14 protein-coding genes are annotated in these 18,629 nt (G+C 68.5%); 1 reads left to right on the top strand and 13 read right to left on the bottom strand.

Annotated elements, in window-relative coordinates; all coding sequences use genetic code 11:
• From C8J26_RS18955 to C8J26_RS18930, 6 genes are all read right to left on the bottom strand, one after another.
• A complete protein-coding gene (locus tag C8J26_RS18955; protein ID WP_107959822.1) occupies window positions 1-1,374 on the bottom strand; it encodes an MmgE/PrpD family protein in 1,374 nt (457 codons plus the stop codon).
• Window positions 1,371-2,744, bottom strand: a complete 1,374-nt coding sequence (locus tag C8J26_RS18950) for an MFS transporter (RefSeq protein WP_107959820.1) — start codon at window positions 2,742-2,744, stop codon at window positions 1,371-1,373. The genes C8J26_RS18955 and C8J26_RS18950 overlap by 4 nt, the downstream gene beginning before the upstream one ends.
• 109 nt (window positions 2,745-2,853) lie before the next feature.
• Window positions 2,854-3,363, bottom strand: coding sequence for a MaoC family dehydratase (locus tag C8J26_RS18945; RefSeq protein WP_107959818.1), 510 nt, complete (start codon window positions 3,361-3,363; stop codon window positions 2,854-2,856).
• Between the two features lie 74 nt (window positions 3,364-3,437).
• On the bottom strand, window positions 3,438-5,003 hold the full coding sequence (locus tag C8J26_RS18940) for an OprO/OprP family phosphate-selective porin (protein ID WP_107959816.1): 1,566 nt from the start codon (window positions 5,001-5,003) through the stop codon (window positions 3,438-3,440).
• A gap of 157 nt (window positions 5,004-5,160) precedes the next feature.
• Window positions 5,161-6,072 carry an acyl-CoA thioesterase gene (locus C8J26_RS18935; protein WP_107959814.1) on the bottom strand — a complete coding sequence of 304 codons (912 nt, stop codon included), beginning with the start codon at window positions 6,070-6,072 and terminating at the stop codon, window positions 5,161-5,163.
• Window positions 6,073-6,115: 43 nt separating this feature from the next.
• A complete protein-coding gene (locus C8J26_RS18930; protein WP_208631465.1) occupies window positions 6,116-7,186 on the bottom strand; it encodes an FUSC family protein in 1,071 nt (356 codons plus the stop codon).
• A gap of 167 nt (window positions 7,187-7,353) precedes the next feature.
• Here C8J26_RS18930 and C8J26_RS18925 point away from each other — a divergent pair, with 167 nt between their 5' ends.
• Window positions 7,354-8,118 carry a hypothetical protein gene (locus C8J26_RS18925; protein ID WP_146168914.1) on the top strand — a complete coding sequence of 255 codons (765 nt, stop codon included), beginning with the start codon at window positions 7,354-7,356 and terminating at the stop codon, window positions 8,116-8,118.
• An 80-nt stretch (window positions 8,119-8,198) separates the two neighbouring features.
• Here C8J26_RS18925 and cobA read toward each other — a convergent pair whose 3' ends face one another.
• From cobA to C8J26_RS18890, 7 genes are all read right to left on the bottom strand, one after another.
• The gene (gene cobA / locus C8J26_RS18920) at window positions 8,199-8,990 is read right to left on the bottom strand and encodes a uroporphyrinogen-III C-methyltransferase (protein ID WP_107959810.1); all 792 of its coding nucleotides are present in this window, start codon (window positions 8,988-8,990) and stop codon (window positions 8,199-8,201) included.
• Window positions 8,980-11,574 (bottom strand): nitrate reductase, encoded by a 2,595-nt coding sequence (locus C8J26_RS18915; RefSeq protein WP_107959808.1) that lies wholly within the window; start codon window positions 11,572-11,574, stop codon window positions 8,980-8,982. The genes cobA and C8J26_RS18915 overlap by 11 nt, the downstream gene beginning before the upstream one ends.
• A 415-nt stretch (window positions 11,575-11,989) precedes the next feature.
• Window positions 11,990-12,328, bottom strand: a complete 339-nt coding sequence (gene nirD, locus C8J26_RS18910; RefSeq protein ID WP_107959806.1) for a nitrite reductase small subunit NirD — start codon at window positions 12,326-12,328, stop codon at window positions 11,990-11,992.
• Window positions 12,325-14,814 carry a nitrite reductase large subunit NirB gene (nirB, locus tag C8J26_RS18905; RefSeq protein ID WP_107959804.1) on the bottom strand — a complete coding sequence of 830 codons (2,490 nt, stop codon included), beginning with the start codon at window positions 14,812-14,814 and terminating at the stop codon, window positions 12,325-12,327. Before nirB ends, nirD begins: the two co-directional genes overlap by 4 nt.
• A gap of 40 nt (window positions 14,815-14,854) precedes the next feature.
• On the bottom strand, window positions 14,855-16,237 hold the full coding sequence (locus C8J26_RS18900) for an MFS transporter (protein ID WP_107959802.1): 1,383 nt from the start codon (window positions 16,235-16,237) through the stop codon (window positions 14,855-14,857).
• Between the two features lie 349 nt (window positions 16,238-16,586).
• The gene (locus C8J26_RS18895) at window positions 16,587-17,801 is read right to left on the bottom strand and encodes a CmpA/NrtA family ABC transporter substrate-binding protein (RefSeq protein WP_107959800.1); all 1,215 of its coding nucleotides are present in this window, start codon (window positions 17,799-17,801) and stop codon (window positions 16,587-16,589) included.
• Window positions 17,801-18,379 (bottom strand): ANTAR domain-containing response regulator, encoded by a 579-nt coding sequence (locus C8J26_RS18890; protein WP_107959798.1) that lies wholly within the window; start codon window positions 18,377-18,379, stop codon window positions 17,801-17,803. Before C8J26_RS18890 ends, C8J26_RS18895 begins: the two co-directional genes overlap by 1 nt.
• Window positions 18,380-18,629 lie beyond the last annotated feature (250 nt).

Raw genomic sequence — 18,629 nt, 5'->3', positions numbered from 1 at the left:
TCAGGCGCGCTGGGCGAGGATGTCGCCGAGTGCGGAAGCGGGGTGGCGGTCCATGTCGAGCACGGCGGCGCGGATGTGGGCGGCGCGGGTCGCGTCGACCGTGCGGTCGGCGTTCTCCGAATATTTCGCGTCGATGTCGGCATTGCTCAGCGGTCGGTCGGACGCGCCGCGATTGATCCCCTCGCGGTGCGCGAGCCTGCGGCCATCGCGGGTTTCGACGATCACTTCGCCGGTGAAGTGCTTGGGATAATCGCTGTCGGGATCGATCGCGTAGGTGACGCGCGCGGCCAGATCGAGAACCTCGGGATCGTTCAGCGCGGCCGGATCGAGCGCATCCAGCGTGAACTTGCCCGTCAGCAGCGCGGTGGCCACGGTGTAGGGGATCGAGAATTGCGCGTCGTAGCCGGTGCGCGGCGTCCGCTTCGGTGCGACGGGTTCGCACACGATCGGGATCACCGCCTCGGGCACCAGCACGGTGACCTGCGCAATATCGGCTGCGGTCAGCCCGTGCTGCGACCGCAGCGCGATCGCCGCGTCGATCGCGGCGTGCGTCATGTGGCAGGCGGGCAGCGGCTTGACCGACACCGCCTCGATCTCCCAGGTCTCGCCGAGGCCTGCGGTCGCCTGGTCGAGCAGCGCAGGGGCGGCGTCGCGCAGATAGAGCGCGAACAGCCCGAAGCGCCCCTCATAGGCAGCGGGAGGTCCGACGAAGCCGCGCTTGGCGAGCGTCGCCGCGGTCAGCGCGGAACTCGCCGCCCAGCCGGGGTGGAGCCGCTTGGTCCAGGCGCCATCGGCGAGGAATTCGAGGCTGCCGCCTGCCATCGACAGGACGATGCCCTGCGCCATCGCGATCTGCCGCGCGTCGAGGCCGAGGAGCCTGCCCGCCGCGAGTGTCGACCCGAACGCGCCGATCAGTCCGGTCGGGTGAAAGCCGAAGCCATGGAACCCGCCCGCACCGACCGCCGCGACGCGGGTCGAGACCTCCATCGCCGCGATATAGGCGACGAGCAGGTCGGCCCCCAATGCACCCGCCTTGTCCGCCGCGACGAGTGCGGTCGGAAAGGCGCTGACGGTGGCATGGATGATCCCGCGCGCATGCGTGTCGTCATAGTCGAGCCCGTGCATGACGAGGCCATTCATCAGCGCCGCATCGCGCATCGCCAGCCCGCGGCCATAGCCGAGCACGGGGGCGGTGCCGCTTCCGAGATCCCCGGCGGCGGCAAAGCTCGCCTCCGCCCAGGGTGCGCCGACCGCGGCGAGGCCAGTGCCGACCGAGTCGAGGATCAGGTACCGCGCGCGTTCCCTGACCCGCTCGGGGATGGCATCGATCGTCAGACGCGTCGCGAAGTCGGCATAGGTTTGCGAGAGCGTCACTTGGCGCCCCCCCCGGTCACCAGCGAGTCGTCCGAGACGTCGTCGAGCGACTGGCCCGTGGTCTCGATGTTCAGCAGCCCGACCGCGGCGATCATGCAGGCGAGCACCACCCCGACCATGCCGAGCACCCCGTGGAGCCCGAAGCGTTCGAACAGCGCAACGGTGGCATAGGGCGTGAGCATCGACGCAGCACGCCCGCACATCCCCGCGAACCCGGTGCCGCGCAGGCGGTAGGCGGTCGGGAACAGCTCGGGGATGTAAGCGAACAGCGCGAGCGTCACGAGCGTGTAGATGCTGGAGACGAGCAGGAAGCCGGTCAGCGGCACCATCAGGTCGCCCTGCGCAGTGGGATAGAGAAAGCCGAAGATCATGATCGCGACGGCCGCCGCGATCAGCGAGGCGCGGCGCGAGATACGGTCGGCGATGCCGATCGCGACGACCGCGCCGAACACGCTGCCGAACGACATCAGCGTCGTATACCAGAGCGAGGTGACGATGCCGGTGCCATGGCTGACCAGGAAGGTCGGCAGCCACGCGACGAAGCCATAGACCGAGACGTTGACCGCGATCGCGGCCAGCGTCGCGGCGATCAGGCGGCGGCGCAGCTTCGACCCGAACAGCGCGCTGAGCGGGGCGTGGACCTGCTGCACGGCGCGGACCTCGGGGACCTCCGCCAATGGGCCCTTGTGCGCGACGACTTCGGCTTCGATCTCGCGCAGCGTCGCCTCCGCCTCGTCGTTGCGACCGACCGATTCCAGCCAGCGCGGCGATTCCGGCATCTTCTTGCGCATCACCCAGACGATCAGCGCGAGGATGCCACCGATCGCGAACATGTAGCGCCAGCCGAGCGTCGGAATGACGATGTACCCGACCGCGGTCGCGACCAGCAGGCCCGAATTGACGACCATGCCCATGATCGAAACCCAGCGCCCGCGATAGGCGGGCGGGATGAACTCACCCAGCGTCCCCGCCGCAACGACCAGTTCGGCACCGAGGCCGATGCCCATGACGAAGCGGCAGACGATCAGGAACGTCATGTTCGGCGAGAAGATCGCGACGATCGACGCGAGCCCGAATAGCGCCAGGTTGAACTGGTACGACGCACGGCGCCCGAAGCGATCGCCGACATAGCCGGCCATGCCCGCCCCGATCATCATGCCGAGGAACGTCATCGACATGAACACCGCGGCCTGCGCCAGCGTCGAGAAGCCCTCCGCCTTCAGTGCGGCGATCACGCCACCGGCCAGATACACGTCGAACGCGTCGAGGAACGCGCCCGCGCTGATCAGCCCCAGGATACGCCAGTGGAATCGGGAGATGGGCAGACGGTCCAGCCTGGCTCCGGCGTTGACGGCGATGGTACTGGCCATGGGGCTACCTCTCAAGGGAATGGCGATGCGTCGGGGCGTCTTGGTCGAAGCTCTCGCGGCGCATGCGGGGGATGTCCGGCTACCAAGGGCAGCCGGTTAGCCGGTCGGATTACTTGTCGTCGGGGGACTCGCCGCGCTTGTAGACCAGCGAGTTGCGCGTGAACTCCATGATCTGCTTGGCGTCCTGGTTGAAGGCGCGCGTCCGCGTCGTGACGATCCCCTGGGTCGGACGCGACTTCGACTCGCGGATCTCGAGCACTTCGGTTTCCGCGGTCAGCGTGTCGCCGCCGAACACCGGATGTGTCAGCTTGATCTCGGTCCAGCCGAGATTGGCGGGCGACTTGCCGCTGACGTCGTTGACGGTCATCCCCAGCACGATCGCCAGCGTCAGCCCGCTATTGACCAGCAACCGTCCGAACTCGCTCTTCGCGGCATATTGCGCGTCGCAGTGCATCGGGTGCGCGTTCATCGTCATCAGCGAGAACTGGATATTGTCCGCGTCGGTGATCGTCCGTCCGGGGCGGTGCTCGTAAATGTCGCCGACGACGAAATCCTCGAGATAGCGGCCATAGCTTGCGCGGTAGCGCTGCTCGCCGACCTTGATAGCCGATAGGCTCATACATCCTCCTTATCGCTTTGTACGGACATTACCGAACTTGCTCCAGGTTTACAAGTCCGCTGCGGTGCCGGCGTTTAGAACGCCACTTCGGCGCGGGCGGCAAACGTGTCGCCGGAATCGCGCCCGACGAAACTGCCCGTCCGGTTGTCGGTACGGAAATGCGTATAGTCCGCCATGAAGCGGAAATTGTTGGTCAGTGACCAGTTCAACCCGATCGTGCCGGCCGTACCGGTGCCGCCAAGCGGAAGGCTCGAACTGTCGAGATCCTCGTAGCGCACCACCGCCTCCAGCGCGCCCCAGCCGCCATCGAGAACCGAGTTCAGCACGTTCGGCGCGACATAGGTGCCGCTCCGCGCCGAATAGGTCGGCGTCTCGCCGGTGATCCAGAACCCGCCATTGACCGACAATGCCTTGATCTTGCCACTGCGGAAGGTCGAGGTCGGCCCGCCATGCACGGTGCGCTGGCCATATTCGCTGAAGGCATAGAACGGTCCGAGCGTTCCGCCGAGTTCGAGCCCGAACGCCTTCGACCCATCGGCGCCGGTCAGCGCGGCGGATTCGACGCGGACGCTGTTGTTGAGTGCCCCCGCCATGCCCTGCGCGAAAGTAGTCGGCAGCGTCGTGTCGGGGATGTTCTCGCTATACGCCCAGCCGCCGATATGGATCAGCCCGCGCTTGGTCAGGACCGGGTTCCAGTGCGCGCGGCCCAGGAACATGCGGTTGTCGCTGCGCGTGAAATCGCTGTCGATCGCATCGCCGTGCACGCCGAAGCTCGCATGCCAGTTCTTGCCGCCCGCGCGGCCGACCGCGCCCATCAGGAAGACCTTGCCGCCCTGCGTCGCGAGCGCGGTGGTGTTGATGTTAGTGGTGATGAACGGGTTGGCGGTCGATGCGGTGCCGATGTCGATGCCGCGATCGGTGATGAGATTGCCGAAGCGGACGTCGGCGTCGGTCTTGCCGAACTTCTCGCGGTAACCGACGAACGCCTGCACGACCTCGGTCGCGTTGCGGCGGAAATCGGTCTCGAACTGGTAGAACAGATGATCGCCGATCGTGCCGATCGCGCCGACTCGGAACTGGCGCAGCGTCGAGACGGTAATGTTGCGACGGTCGAAAGCCGATCCGCCCGTGGACGACACATCGGCGAGCAATCGCCCGCGCATCTTGAAGGTGAACTTGCCGTCGCGGCTGCTGAACACCGGCGCGCCCCGGCTCCAGTCGACCGCGAGGTCGGCGGGCAATGCGACCCCGCCGGTGCGGGTCACCTGCTCGTTGCCGACCGGGACGGGGGCGATCTTGGCGCCGGCATCACGCTCCTGCTTGGCGACCTGCACGGGAGTCGACACGCGTACCGGGGCGGCCGGTATCGGGGCAGGGGGTAAGGGCGCTGCCGGCGCATTCGCGGCCAGTGCGCGTCCTGCTCTCGCCTTGGCGGTGGCGATCAGCGTATCGGCGCGTTCGCGGCTGACCAGCTTGTTCTCGACCATCTCGTCGATCAGCGCGAGCATCGTCTGGTACGATGCATCGGTATCGAGCGGCGATGGCGACGGGGACAGCGGCGGCGACGAAGTCTGGGCATGCCCCGCCGATGGCAGCATGGCGAGCAACGCGCAGAGCGATACGGCGTACGAATGACGCATACAGACATCCTCAAGTGACCGGGCTCACGTCATCGGCATCGTCCGTCTTCAGCGGCGCGACGTCCCGAGATCAGCCTCGCTAGTTCGACTTGATCTTAATGTCCGTACAAATGCGCTGTCAACGTCGTTCTGTGCGGTGAACGGAGCGGCGACCCGATCAGGGCATGTGCGGAATGGTGGTGCGCGGTGCCAGATCCGGCCGCAGCCGGATCAAACCCTCCTGCGTCACATGCGCGATCGCCCGCCCGTCGCGGCTGTGGAAGACGCCGCGCCCGATACCGCGTCCATGGCCCGACCACGGGCTTTCGCTCGAATAGAGCAACCAGTCGTCGAGCGGCACGTCCTCGTGAAACCACATCGCATGGTCGAGGCTGGCGGTCTGCATGCTGCGATCGAACATGTTGACGCCGTGCGGGATCAGCGATGCGCTGAGCAGCGCATAGTCCGACAGATAGGCGAGGATGCCGCGCCGCAGCGCCGGGTCGGCCGGCGCGCGGCCGCGCAACCGAATCCAGACATGCGACACCGGCGCGCCGGGCTCGGTCTGGAGAAACGCGGGGACGCCGCACGGTCGGATATCGAAGGCGGACGGTCGGCGGAGGAACGCGGCGGCCTGCGCCGAGCGGTCCGCATAGTCGCCCGCGAGCAGGTCGAGCGAGCGGAGCGCCTCCGGGGGCGGAAGATCGGGCATCGCGACCGCATGCTCCAGCCCGGCTTCGGGCCGTTGGAACGATGCGGCCAGCGTCAGGATCGTCGCGCCGCGCTGGCTGGCGGTGACGCGGCGGTTCGCGAACGACCTGCCGTCGAAATCGCGTTCGACGCGGAAGATGATCGGGTGCGTCTCGGCGCCCGCGCGCAGGAAATAGGCGTGCATGCTGTGCGCAACCGCGGGTCCGTCGACGGAGCGCTGCGCCGCCATCAGCGCCTGCGCGGCGACCTGGCCGCCGAACACGCGCGCGCTCGCGCCGGGTCGCTGGTGTCCCCGAAAGAGGTCGGTATCGAGCTGTTCGAGGTCGAGCAGGGTGACGAGTTCGGCGGTCAGGTCTGGCGTTGAGGGTCGATCGATCATGGTCGCCCGTACCCCGCGATCGCCGTTGATCAAAGCCGGCGCGTCAGTTGCGCTCGGCGGCAAGCGGCTTGGTTGGCGCGATCTCGTCGACGCGTCCGGCCAGGTCCAGCAGGTCGCGGTGCAGCCGACCGGCCGCGAAGGCGAGGCCGAACACACGGCCCGACGCCTCGAAATCCAAGGTCGCCGCGGCCTCGGTCCGGCGGAACAGATCCAGCGCGGTGCCGAATGTGCGATAACAGGTCTCGACATCGGCGCGGTCGACGGTTCCGCGCGTGCGCAGCGCCTCCGAACACCGTGCCGCCAGCGCCGCATGCGCGGTCAGCATCGTCGCCGATGGCGTGGCGAGCGCCGCCATCGCCGCAGGCGGCAGCGGCTCGTCGAGCGCGCGCCCGCTCAGCACGAGGTCGTTGCGGATCCGCCAGAGCGTGCGCGGCACCGCCGCCGGAATGCCGTGATCGGCAAGGCGCGACGCCCGTTCGCGGTCGGCGTCCTTCATCGCCAGTTCGACCGCGGCCAGCGCCTGGCGGAGCGCTGCGTGATCGGGTGACGAGGGCAGCGCGAGCCCGGCCGTCAGTGCGTCGGCCTGCGTGTGCAGCATGCGTTCGATGTGCCGCAGCACGGCGCGCGTGCGCGCGATCACGACGCCGTGCGACCGCGCCGGCAGGATCAGCATCGCCGCCAGCACGCCGATCACGCCGCCCAGCCCGATCTCGATGATACGGTCGCGGACGAACAACTGCACCGAGGCGCCCGGCGGCGCGCTCAGCAGCATGATCGCCGCGGTGACCGGCGCGATCCGCAACCGCGGTCGCAGCGACGCGACGAGTGCGGCAATACCGGTGACGGTGACGAGCACCAGGCCGAGTTCGAGCGTGTCGGTTCGCCCGAGCGCCGCGCCGATGCCGCCGAGAACCGCGCCCAGCAACGTGCCGAGCAGGCGATCCGTCGCCGCGCCGAGCGTCCCGCCGATCGACGCCTGCATCACGATCAACACGGTAAAAACCGCCCAATAGCCTTCGTGCAGCCCCATCGTCTTGTAGGCAGCAAACGCCGCAGCGGTCGCCACGATCACGCGCACCGTCTGGCGCAGGCTGTCCGCATTCGCCTTGATCAAGGCACTCGGCCGCAATTCCACTGTCAGCGGGCTTTCCTTCGATCGTTGCCGGACAGGTCGTTAGCAGCAATGCCGCGGCCCGTGATCGTAAATCGCAGCACGCCGGGCGATCCATTGCGGGGCCGATGAGCATGGACCTGGTCGGCAAAGCGCGGCATCCTCTCGCCATGAACGACGATACTGGTCCGCAACAGCCGATGATCCACCGGGCGCGCACGATCGCGACCGGTCTGGCCGATGTCGGGCTGACGCATGCCGAAGAGCTGCTCCGCCGCCTGTCGCCCGAAGGCCGCGAGCAAGCCCGCCGCGAGCGCGAGGCGAAGGCGCGACGGCAGAAGCGGGTGATGATCCGGCTGGTCCTGGCGGCGATGGCGTCGTTGGTGGCTTTCGGATTGGTCGCGATCGTCGCCCCGGCCGGGCTGTCGCTGGCCGTCGCGTCGGTGCTGATGCTGCTGCTCGTCACTTTGGTGTTCCTGCGCGCCGATCCCCCTGCGCCGGGACGCGAAGCCTTGACCGAGGCGCCACTCGCGACCCTGGCCGAGCACGCCACGATCTGGCTGGCCGCGCAACGCCGCGGGCTACCACCGCCCGCGCTCGTGCTGGCCGACGCCATGGCCGGTCGGCTGGAAGCGCTTGCGCCGCAGCTTGCGCGCCTCGATTCACGCAGCCCCGCGGCGGCGTCGCTGCGCAAGCTGATCGCGGAGGAGCTCCCGGCCCTGGTCCAGGGGTGGCGGATGGTGCCTATTCCGGCGCGGCGTATCCGCCATGCCGATGGCCGCACGCCGGACGAGCATCTGGTCAACGGCCTGCAGATCATCGACGCGGAGCTCGGTCGGGCATCGGAGCAGCTCGGCAAGACGACGCTCGACGATATCGCGGTGCAGGGGCGCTATCTGGAACTGAAATACAGCGACACCGGCCACGCCATATGACGCGTGTGCCGCGCTAGCCGCACGCTGGTCTGACCGCGCGCTGTTCGCCGTACCGGCGGCCGCGCGTCCGCGGCATCGGATCACCCCGTGGTCGCGGCGTTTAAATTCTGGACCAAGGCTGTGCGCTGACCGAGCGGCGGCGATACCGCGACGGCTTCCCCGATCAGCAGTAGCGACGGATCGGAGTCGCTGATCGTCTCGACCAGGAACGCGAGCGCCGACAGCCGGCCGCGCAGGATACGTTCGGTCGGGAGCGAGACGTTGACGGCGACCATCACCGGCGTGTCGGGCGCGCGGCCGGCGGCGATCAGTTCTCGCGCGACTTGGGCAGCGGCGGCGCGACCCATATAGACCGCGAGCGTGGCGTCGGGCGCGGCCAGCGCGGTCCAGTCGAGATCGAGCGCCTCGCCGGCACGGGCATGTGCGGTGACGAAGGTGAGTTTGCGCGCAAGACCGCGTAGCGTCAGCGAGGCGCCGCCCGAGGCTGCGGCGGCGCTGGCGGCGGTGATGCCGGGGCAGATGCGGACCGCGATGCCATGCGCGGCGAGGTGGTCGAGCTCCTCGGTCGAGCGGCCGAAGATCGACGGGTCGCCGCCCTTGAGGCGGACGACCCGCTTGCCCGCGAGCACTGCGGCGGCGAGCAGCACGTTGATCGAGACCTGGTCCTTCGAATGGCGTCCCGATCGTTTGCCGACGCCGACCATTTCGGTGCCGGGCGGGACGAGCGCCAGGACGCCGCTGCCGACCAGCGCGTCGTAGAAGACGATGTCGGCCACCGCGAGCAACCGCTCCGCCTTGCGCGTGAGAAGGTCGGGATCGCCGGGGCCGGCGCCGACCAGCCAGACCGAACCGGGCGGGAAATCATGCGACATGCGCGGATCCTTGCGTGACGAGGAGTTTGGCGAGCGCGGGACGGCACGATCCGCAATTGGTGCCGGCGTTGAGCGCGGCACCGATGGCGGGGACGTCAGCGAGATGCTGGTCGGCGATCGCGGTCAGGATGGTCTTCAGCCCGACGTCGAAGCACGCGCAGACGATCGGCCCGCGATCGACCTGCACGCCCGGCGCGCGGCCTGCGAGGAGGGTGGGCGCGGCGACCGGTTCGTTCAGTTGCGCGACGAGCCAGTCGCGGGGTGGCAGCGTGGCGTCGCGGGTGACGAACAGGACGGCGGCGAGTCGGCCATTGTCGAGGATCGCGATCCGGCGGCTGCCGCGGGCGGAGTCGATCGCCTCGATTCGCTGGCCTTTGGGGAGCAGCGCTTCGAGTGCGGCCGCGTCGCCATCGCCCGCCATGTCCCACGCCGTTCCGCACGGCACCGCGACGCGCGTCGCCCACAGGCAATCGGGGCGGCGCGCGAGTTCGCCGCGCACGACGATGAAGCCACGCCATTCGGTGGCCACCGCCTCGATCCGCACGGGAGTCGACTTGAACCCCGGCTGGCCCGAGATTGGATCGGCGAGCGGGCGGGGGAGCAGCCCGGCACGGCCGCCGGTCGCGGTCCGATCGGTCCAGTGGATCGGCACGAACAGCTCGCGGATCCGCTGCGTCGCGGCGACACTCGCGCGAAACACGCTGTCGCCCTGCGGCGTCGACACGCGCGCCAAGCCGCCATCGACGATCCCCAGCCGCGCAGCATCGTCGGGGTGGATCTCGACCAGCGGCTCCTCGCGGTGCCGCGCGAGCTTGGGCGACAGACCGGTGCGCGTCATGCTGTGCCACTGGTCGCGATACCGCCCGGTGTTGAGCGTCATCGGCCATTGCTTGAGCGGCGCGGCGACCGGCTTCTGCTCGACCGGGATCAGCCGTGCGCGGCCGTCCGGCGTCGAGAACCGGCCATCCGCGAACGGCGTGCCGCCCCAGCGGAACGGGGTCATCGCGTCGTACTCGGCATTGCCCTTGGCGGCGTGGCCGGGAAGCGCGAACAGCCGCGCGCCATTATTTTCATAGGCCGACAGCCGGCAATGTTCGCGCCAGATCTCGGCGGGGCGATCATAGGGGAAGGCGCTCTTCCACCCCATCCGCCGCCCGACCTGCGAGACGATCCACCAGTCGGGTTTCGCCTCGCCGGGCGCGGCCAGGAACGCGCGCTGGCGGCTGATCGTGCGGTCGGAGTTGGTGACGGTGCCGTCCTTCTCGCCCCAGGCGGCGGCGGGCAGGCGGACATGCGCGTGGACCGACGTGTCGGTCGTCGCGACCACGTCGGAGACGACGACGAACGGGCACGCGGCCAGCGCCTCGCGGACGCTGCCGGCGTCGGGCATCGAGACGGCCGGGTTGGTCGCCATCACCCAGAGCGCCTTGATCCGGCCGGTACCGAGCTCGCGGAACAGGTCGACCGCCTTCAGTCCCGGCTTGGTAGCCATGTTGGGGGCCGCCCAGAACCGGCCGACGCGCGCGACGTTCTCGGGCGCGAAATCCATATGCGCGGCGAGGCTCGAGGCGAGCCCCCCGACCTCGCGACCGCCCATCGCGTTGGGCTGGCCGGTGATCGAGAAGGGGGCCGCACCCGGCTTGCCGATGCGGCCGGTCGCAAGGTGGAGATTGGTGATCGCGTTGACCTGATCGGTGCCCGACAGCGACTGGTTCACGCCCTGGCTGAACAGCGTCACGGTGCGCGGCGTCGCGGCGAACAGCTCGAAAAAGCGCCTGAGGTCCTGCGGCGATACGTCGCAGGTGCGCGCCACCGACCACAGGTCGCTGCCGTCGCCGACCTGATCCCAGAACGCGTCGGGTGTCGCGACGTGGCGCGTGAGATAGTCATGGTCGACCACGCCCGCGTCGCGGCACCAGGCGAGCAGGCCGTTCATCAGCGCGACGTCGGTGCCGGGCCGGATTGCGAGATGCAGGTCCGCCTCGTCCGCGGTCTCGGTCCGGCGCGGGTCGATCACGACGAGCTTGGCGTCGGCCTCGCAGCGCGCGCGGATGCGTTGATAGACGATCGGATGGCACCAGGCGGTGTTCGATCCGACCAGCACGATAAGGTCGGCGACGTCGAGATCGTCGTAAGCGGCGGGCACGATGTCCTCGCCGAACGCGCGCGTGTGCCCGGCGACCGCGCTCGCCATGCAGAGCCGCGAATTGGTGTCGATGTTGGCCGAGCCGATAAAGCCCTTCATCAGCTTGTTGGCGACGTAATAGTCCTCGGTCAGCAACTGCCCCGAGACGTAGAAGGCGACGCTGTTCGGCCCGTACTGAGCGATCGTGTCGCGGAAGCGTCTGGCGACGAGGTCGAGCGCCTTGTCCCAGGAGGCGCGGCGCTGGCCGATCATCGGGGTGAGGAGGCGGCCTTCGAGCCCGATCGTCTCGCCGAGATGCGTGCCCTTCGAGCAGAGCTTGCCCGCGTTGGCGGGGTGGTCGGGGTCACCCTTGATCGTGACGCCGCGCTCACCGGTCGGCGTCGCGAGGACGCCACAGCCGACTCCGCAATAGGCGCAGGTCGTGCGGACGGACGTCATTAGCCCTCTCCCCCTCGGGGAGAGGGTACGGTGAGGGGCAGTTGGGAAGCGCAGCACGCACCCCAACCCCTCACCCCGACCCTCTCCCCACAGGGGAGAGGGAGCAGCGATGCGATCACGCCGCCGCCTTCATCGTCGAGGCGCGGCAGATAGCCCTCTCCCCCTCGGGGAGAGGGTACGGTGAGGGGGAGTTGGGAAGCGCAGCACGCACCCCAACCCCTCACCCCGACCCTCTCCCCGCAGGGGAGAGGGAGCAGCGATGCGATCACGCCGCCGCCCTCATCGTCGTGGCGCGGCAGATAGCCCTCTCCCCCTCGGGGAGAGGGTTGGGTGAGGGGCAGTTGGGAAGCGCAGCACGCACCCCAACCCCTCACCCCGACCCTCTCCCCGCAGGGGAGAGGGAGCAGTGACGCGATCACGCCGCGGCCTTCATCGTCGAGGCGCGGCAGAGAAGCACGCGGCCGCCCGACACCTTCACCGGAATCACCGGCGTACACCCCTTGTCCTCGCCCAGCGCCTCGCCGGTATCCAGCGCAATGCGCCAATTGTGCAGCGGGCACGCCACCGCGCCGCCGTGCACGATCCCCTGCGACAACCGACCGCCCTTGTGCGGACAGCGATCGGCGAGCGCGTAGACCCGGCCGTCGCCGGTGCGGAACACCGCGATGTCGTCGCCGCCCGTCACCTGCACCGTGCGGCTGCCGCGGACCGGGATCTCGTCGACCCAGCCGATATCAAGCCATTCGCCGATCATGCCATTTCCCTCGTTGCATCGATGGGGGTGAAGCGCGCCATCGGGGCGTGCTGTTCGCGGTGCTCGCCCGCCGCGCGTGCCGCCCAGGGATCGTCCTGCGTGAACTGCTGCGAGAACAGGAACCGCGCCGCCAGCGCATCGCGACCCTCGGCATCGTCGGCGATCCGCTCGCGGATATAGGCCACGCCGATCCGCTCGATCCACGGCGCGGTGCGCTCGAGATAGCGCGCCTCCTCGCGGTACAACTGGATGAACGCGGCGCAATAATGCATCGCCTCTTCCTCGGTCGCGACCTTGCACAGGAAATCGGTCGCGCGGACCTTCATCCCGCCATTGCCGCCGACCGACAGCTCGTAGCCGCTGTCGACGCAGACCACGCCGAAGTCCTTGATCGTCGCCTCGGCGCAATTCCGCGGGCAGCCCGATACCGCGATCTTGAACTTGTGCGGCATCCACGATCCCCAGGTCATCTGCTCGACCTTGACGCCGAGCCCGGTCGAATCCTGCGTCCCGAACCGGCACCAGTCGGACCCGACGCACGTCTTCACGGTGCGCAAGCTCTTGCCGTACGCATGGCCGCTGACCATCCCGGCGGCGTTGAGATCGGCCCAGACCGCGGGCAGATCCTCCTTCCTGATCCCGAAGATGTCGAGCCGCTGGCCGCCCGTCACCTTGACCATCGGCGCGTCGTATTTCTCGACGACATCGGCGATCGCGCGCAGTTCGCGTGGGTTGGTGAGCCCCCCCCACATCCGCGGCACGACCGAATAGGTGCCGTCCTTCTGGATGTTGGCGTGCACGCGTTCGTTGACGAACCGGCTCTGCTGGTCGTCCTTATAGTCGCCGGGCAGCGCGCAGAGCAGATAGTAATTGAGCGCGGGCCGGCACGACGAGCAGCCGTCGGGCGTCGACCAGCTCATCTTCTGCATGACTTCGGGAATCGATCGCATGCCCTGCGCGACGATCTCGCGGCGGACGTCGTCGTGGCCGAAGCTGGTGCATTTACACACCGTCTTCACCGCACGTTCGCCCGAATACTCGTCGCCCAATGTGACCGCGAGCAACGTCTCGACCAGGCCGGTGCACGACCCGCACGATGCGGACGCCTTGCAGGTGGCGCGGACCGCGTCGAGCGTCGCGTTGCCCGCGCCGATGCACGCCACGACCTGTCCCTTGCTGACGCCGTTGCAGCCGCAGATCTCCGCATCGTCGGAGAGCGCCGCAACGGCCGCCTTAGGGTCCGCCTGCGCCCCTCCCGATGCGTAGGCCTGGCCGAAGATCAGCATGTCGCGCAACCCCGAGATATCCTCGCGCCGCTTGAGCAGGTCGAAATACCAGCCGCCGTCGCTGGTATCGCCGTACAGCACGGTGCCGACGATCCGGTCGTCCTTCACCACAACGCGTTTGTAGACGCCGCGCGACGCATCGCGCAGGACGATGTCCTCCGCGCCAGCACCGCCCGAGAAATCGCCCGCCGAGAACACGTCGAGCCCAGCGACCTTCAGCTTGGTCGAGGTCACCGATCCGCGATAGCCGGTGTGGCTGTCGGTCAGCCCGTCGGCGAGCGCGCGGCACATGTCCCACAGCGGTGCGACGAGGCCGTAGACATTGCCATCATGCTCGACGCATTCGCCGACCGCGAGGATCGACGGGTCGCTGGTGACCATATGGTCGTCGACCTTGATCCCGCGGCCGATCTCGAGCCCGGCGTCACGCGCAAGGGCGACGGAGGGGCGGATGCCCACTGCCATGACGACAAGGCTCGCGGGGATCAGCGTGCCGTCCTTGAGCCGCACGCCCTCGACATGCGTGTCGCCGACGATCTCGGCCGTGTTGGCTTCGGTCAGGATGGTCTGGCCGCGCGCCTCCAGTGCCGATTTCAGCAGCCACCCTGCCGCCTCGTCGAGCTGGCGTTCCATCAGCGTCGGCATCAGGTGGATCACCGTGACCTTCATGCCGCGCAAGGTCAGGCCATGCGCGGCCTCGAGCCCGAGCAGGCCGCCGCCGATGACGACCGCCGCGCCACCCTTGCCGGCGGCCTCGAGCATGTGATCGACATCGGCCATGTCGCGGAACGAGATGACGCCGGGCAGGTCCTTGCCGGGGACGGGGATGATGAACGGATCGGAGCCGGTCGCGATCAGCAGCCGGTCGTACGACACGCACAGCCCCGACCGCGCGGTGACGGTCTTCGCCGCGCGGTCGATCGCCTGCACCGGATCGCTCGTCACCAGGTCGATCGTGTTGGTCGCGTACCAGCTATGGTCGTTGATGACGATCTGCTCGAACGTCTTCTCGCCCGCCAGCACCGGCGACAGCATGATGCGGTTGTAATTCACGTGCGGCTCGGCGCCGAAGATCGTCACGCGGTAGCGGGTCGGATCGCGCGCGATCAGCTCCTCGACCGCGCGACAGCCGGCCATGCCGTTGCCGATCACGACGAGATGCTCGCGGGTATCGTGGGGGGAGGGGGTCTGGTGGTCCATCAGATCGTCCAGTCGGGTTGGAGCCGGGGAAGGGGGGGCATCAGGCGGGGATCGCGCCGTTCACCGCGCGGTCGCCGGTGCGGCGTGCGTCGAGCGCGGCGTCGAGCAGCGCGCGCTCGTCCGACTTGTGCGAGGCGGAGAAGCGGACCGCGAGCGCGCAGACCGCGGTGCCCGCGACGATGTAGCCGAGTATGATCAGGCATTGCTGAGGGCTCGCCGACGCCTTGTTGAGGAACCCCGCCGCGACCGCGCCGATGTTGCCGCCGGCGCCGATCAGCCCGGCGACCCCGCCGAGCGCCTTGCGATCGACGAACGGCACCAGCGCATAGGTCGCGCCGCATGCCATGTGCGTGAACAGCCCGAACATCGTCATCGCCAGGATCGCGAGCATCACGCTGCCGGCATGGCCGAACAGCACCAGCCCGACGCCCTCGCCGAGCATCAGCGCGAACAGCAGCAGCGCGCGGCCGTCGAGGCCTTTTTTGAGCGCGATCCGGTCGCTCGCGATCCCGCCGAGCGCCCGCGCGAACAGCGCCAGCCCGCCGAAAATCCCCGCCGCCAGCCCGGCGCTCGTCAGCGAAAGCCCGAACCGGTCAACATAATAACTTGCGGCAATATTATGAATGAAGATCTCCACCCCAAAACACGCGCCATAGGTCGCGGCGAGCATCCAGGTCCGGTAGTTGGCGGCGGCGCGGCGGAGGATCGCCATCCCCGTCGCCTTGCCGCCATCGAGTTCGATCCCCGCCGCGCGGAGGTCGACGATGTCGCCCTGCGGTGTGTCCTGCGTGTAGCGCGCATAGACGAACGCCATCGCGACCATCGCCACGCCGGGTACGAACATCGCCGCGCGCCAGCCGAAGGCGTGCTCGACACCGAGCCCGACCAATGCTGCGACGACCAGCGGCATCAGGCTCTGCGCCGCGCCGCCGCCCGCATTGCCCCAGCCGCCGACGGTCGCGTTGGCGGTGCCGACGACGTTGGGCGCGAACATCACGCTCGTATGATATTGGGTGATGACGAACGACGCGCCGATCGCGCCGATCGCGAGGCGGAAGACCAGGAACGCTTCATAGGTCTGCGCGAACGCGAGCCCGAACACCGGGATCGCGCCGAGCAGGAGCAGCCACGTATAGGTTCGGCGCGGGCCGAACCGGTCGCAGAGCGGCCCGACCACCAGCCGCACCAGGATCGTGACGGCGACCGCGGCGATGTTGATGTTGGCGATCTGATCCTTGCTGAGGCCGAACTCGGCCTTGATCAGCGGCATCAACGGTGCGGCGGCGAACCACGCGAAGAAGCACACGAAGAATGCGAGCCACGTGACGTGGAACGCGCGCATCTGCGGTGTTGCGGCGCTGAACAGGTCGATCCGTGTGGCCTTGGGCGCGGCGGTGTCGATACCCGGCGATGCGAACAACATGGTTGGTCCCCCATCTGCGATGGACAAAGAAAAAGCCGCCCCGACGGCGACCTTGCGGACGCATCGGAGCGGCTTCGTTGCCTATGGACGATCGGTGGATCGTCCTACGCGGTCGGGCCCCTTCGTTGGAACCGGTCTCGCGATGATTTCGTGTCCGACTCCCTTGCCGGACGATGCGAAGATGACCGAAGTGGCTTTATCGCGCAAGCGTCATTTCGCACGTGCAGCAGATTTGGGTTTGACGACCCGGCTACCGTCGTCATTCCCCATTGTGTCCCCGCGAAGGCGGGGACCCAGACTGGGCTCCCGCCTTCGCGGGAGAACAAGTGAGGGGGCCAGCGTTCGCCTTTTACGGCAACCCGGCCAGATACCCCTCGATATCGTCCGGATCGAACGCGCGCTTGTCGAAGAACGCATCGCGCCCGAGGATCAGCCGACCCTGCGTCGATCCCGCGCCGATACCGTCCGCGTCGATCGCCCCTTCCAGCTTCGAGCTCGCGTTGGGCAGTGGCGCGTCCGACCCCGCCAGCGCAGCGCGATACACGTCGGGACGGAATACGCCTTGCGCGACGTCCGCCTCCTCGGCTGAAAACGGCGTACCGTCCCAGCGGGCCATCTGCGAATACAGCCACGCCGCCTGACTGCGCCACGGGAAGTTCGCCGCCTCGCGGTACTGGAACATGAAGTCGGGCACGTGGATCGGCACCGCGTCCTTCACCAGCCGCACCTGATCGCCGATCGCGCGCGCTACCGCACCGACCGGCGCATCGAGATACGCAGGGCGCGCCAGGATCGCCGCATTGGCCTCGCGCGTGGCCGGATCGACGAACTGCGCCGCGGCGGCGTGGAGCGCGCGGATCAGCCGGTGGACGACGTCGCCGCGCTCTACCAACGTCGCCGCGCGCATCGCCAGCACCTTCTCGACGCCGCGCCGCCAGACCTGCGCGGTGACCAAGGCGATACGGCCGACGCCGCGATCGACTGCGACGCCGTTCCACGGCTCGCCGACGCAGATCCCGTCGACCTCGCCCGCCGCCAGCGCATCCGCTGCAAAGGGCGGGCTGGTCGTGACGATCTCGACGTCGATATCGGGGCGGATGCCGACCGCGGCGAGCCAGTAGCGCAGCATGTAGTTATGGCTCGAATAGCGATGCACCACGCCGAACCGGAGACGGCGCCCAGCCGATGCGCGCGCGGTCGCGACCGCCTTCAGCCGCGCGCCGAGCACCACCGGATCGCCGAGCGCATCGCCCTCCATCACCTGCGCGGCGAGCGGCAGCGAGAGCGTGATCGCGTTGCCGTTGAGCCCCAGCACGAACGGCACCGCCATCGGCACAGCGGGCCGGCCGCGTCCCAGTGCGGTGGCGATCGCAAGCGGCGCGACCATGTGCGCGGCGTCGGTATGGCCGTAGAGCAGCCGATCGCGCACCGTCGCCCAGGTCATGTCGCGGACCAGCTCGATCTCCAGCCCCTCGGCCTCGGCGAACCCGCGTTCGCGCGCGAGGATCGGCAGCGCGGCATCGACCAGCGGCAGGAAGCCGATGCGGACCCGGTCGAGCGCCATCACAAATCTCCCATGAGCACGTCGCTCGTGATGATCGCATCGGCGATCTCGGCGATCCGGCGGTTGGATCGCATCGCCTGCGCGCGGAGCAGGCCGTAGGCGGTCGGTTCGTCGATGCCGCGGCGTTTCATCAGGATTGCCTTGGCGCGGTCGATCGTGGTGCGGTCGGCGAGCGCGCTGCGGGCCTCGTGCAGTTCGGCCTGCAACCGCGCGAACGCCTGGAAGCGCCGGATCGCGAGATCGATGACGGGCTTGATCCGCTGCTTGGCGAGCCCGTCGACGATATAGGCCGAGACCCCGGCGTCGACCGCGGCGGCGGTGGATTCCGCATCGCTCTGGTCGACGAACATCGCGATCGGCCGGGCGAGCGCGCGCGATACCGCAAAAAACTCTTCGAGCACGTCGCGGCTCGGGTTTTCGAGGTTGATCAACACCACCTCGGGCGCGGCCTTCTCGAGTGCGGCGACCATCCCCGGCGTACCGTCGATCACGACGATATCGTCGAGCCCCGCCTCGCGCAGGCCATCCGAGATGATCGCCGCCCGCGTCGTGCTTGTGTCGATGATCGCGATCCGCATGACGCGGTCTTATGCCGCACCGTTCGCGATGGCGAGAGCGCGTCGACAGAACGGGTCCGACTCCGCGCGTACACCGAGCTCCATGGTTGATCGCTTTTGATATCGTGGAGCTCCGCGCAATCGAGCGATGCCTGCTCGCGTGGTTCTATTCTTCCTGCACGTCACCCCGCACCGCTCGCAAGCTTTCGTAAAATAATCAGGCCTATCCCCCGATTCCCGAACATGGGGTTTACTAAAGCCGGTTAGTATT

Source organism: Sphingomonas aurantiaca (assembly GCF_003050705.1).
In the GTDB taxonomy this organism is placed as follows: domain Bacteria; phylum Pseudomonadota; class Alphaproteobacteria; order Sphingomonadales; family Sphingomonadaceae; genus Sphingomonas; species Sphingomonas aurantiaca.
This window is presented reverse-complemented; position numbering and strand designations above follow the sequence as displayed.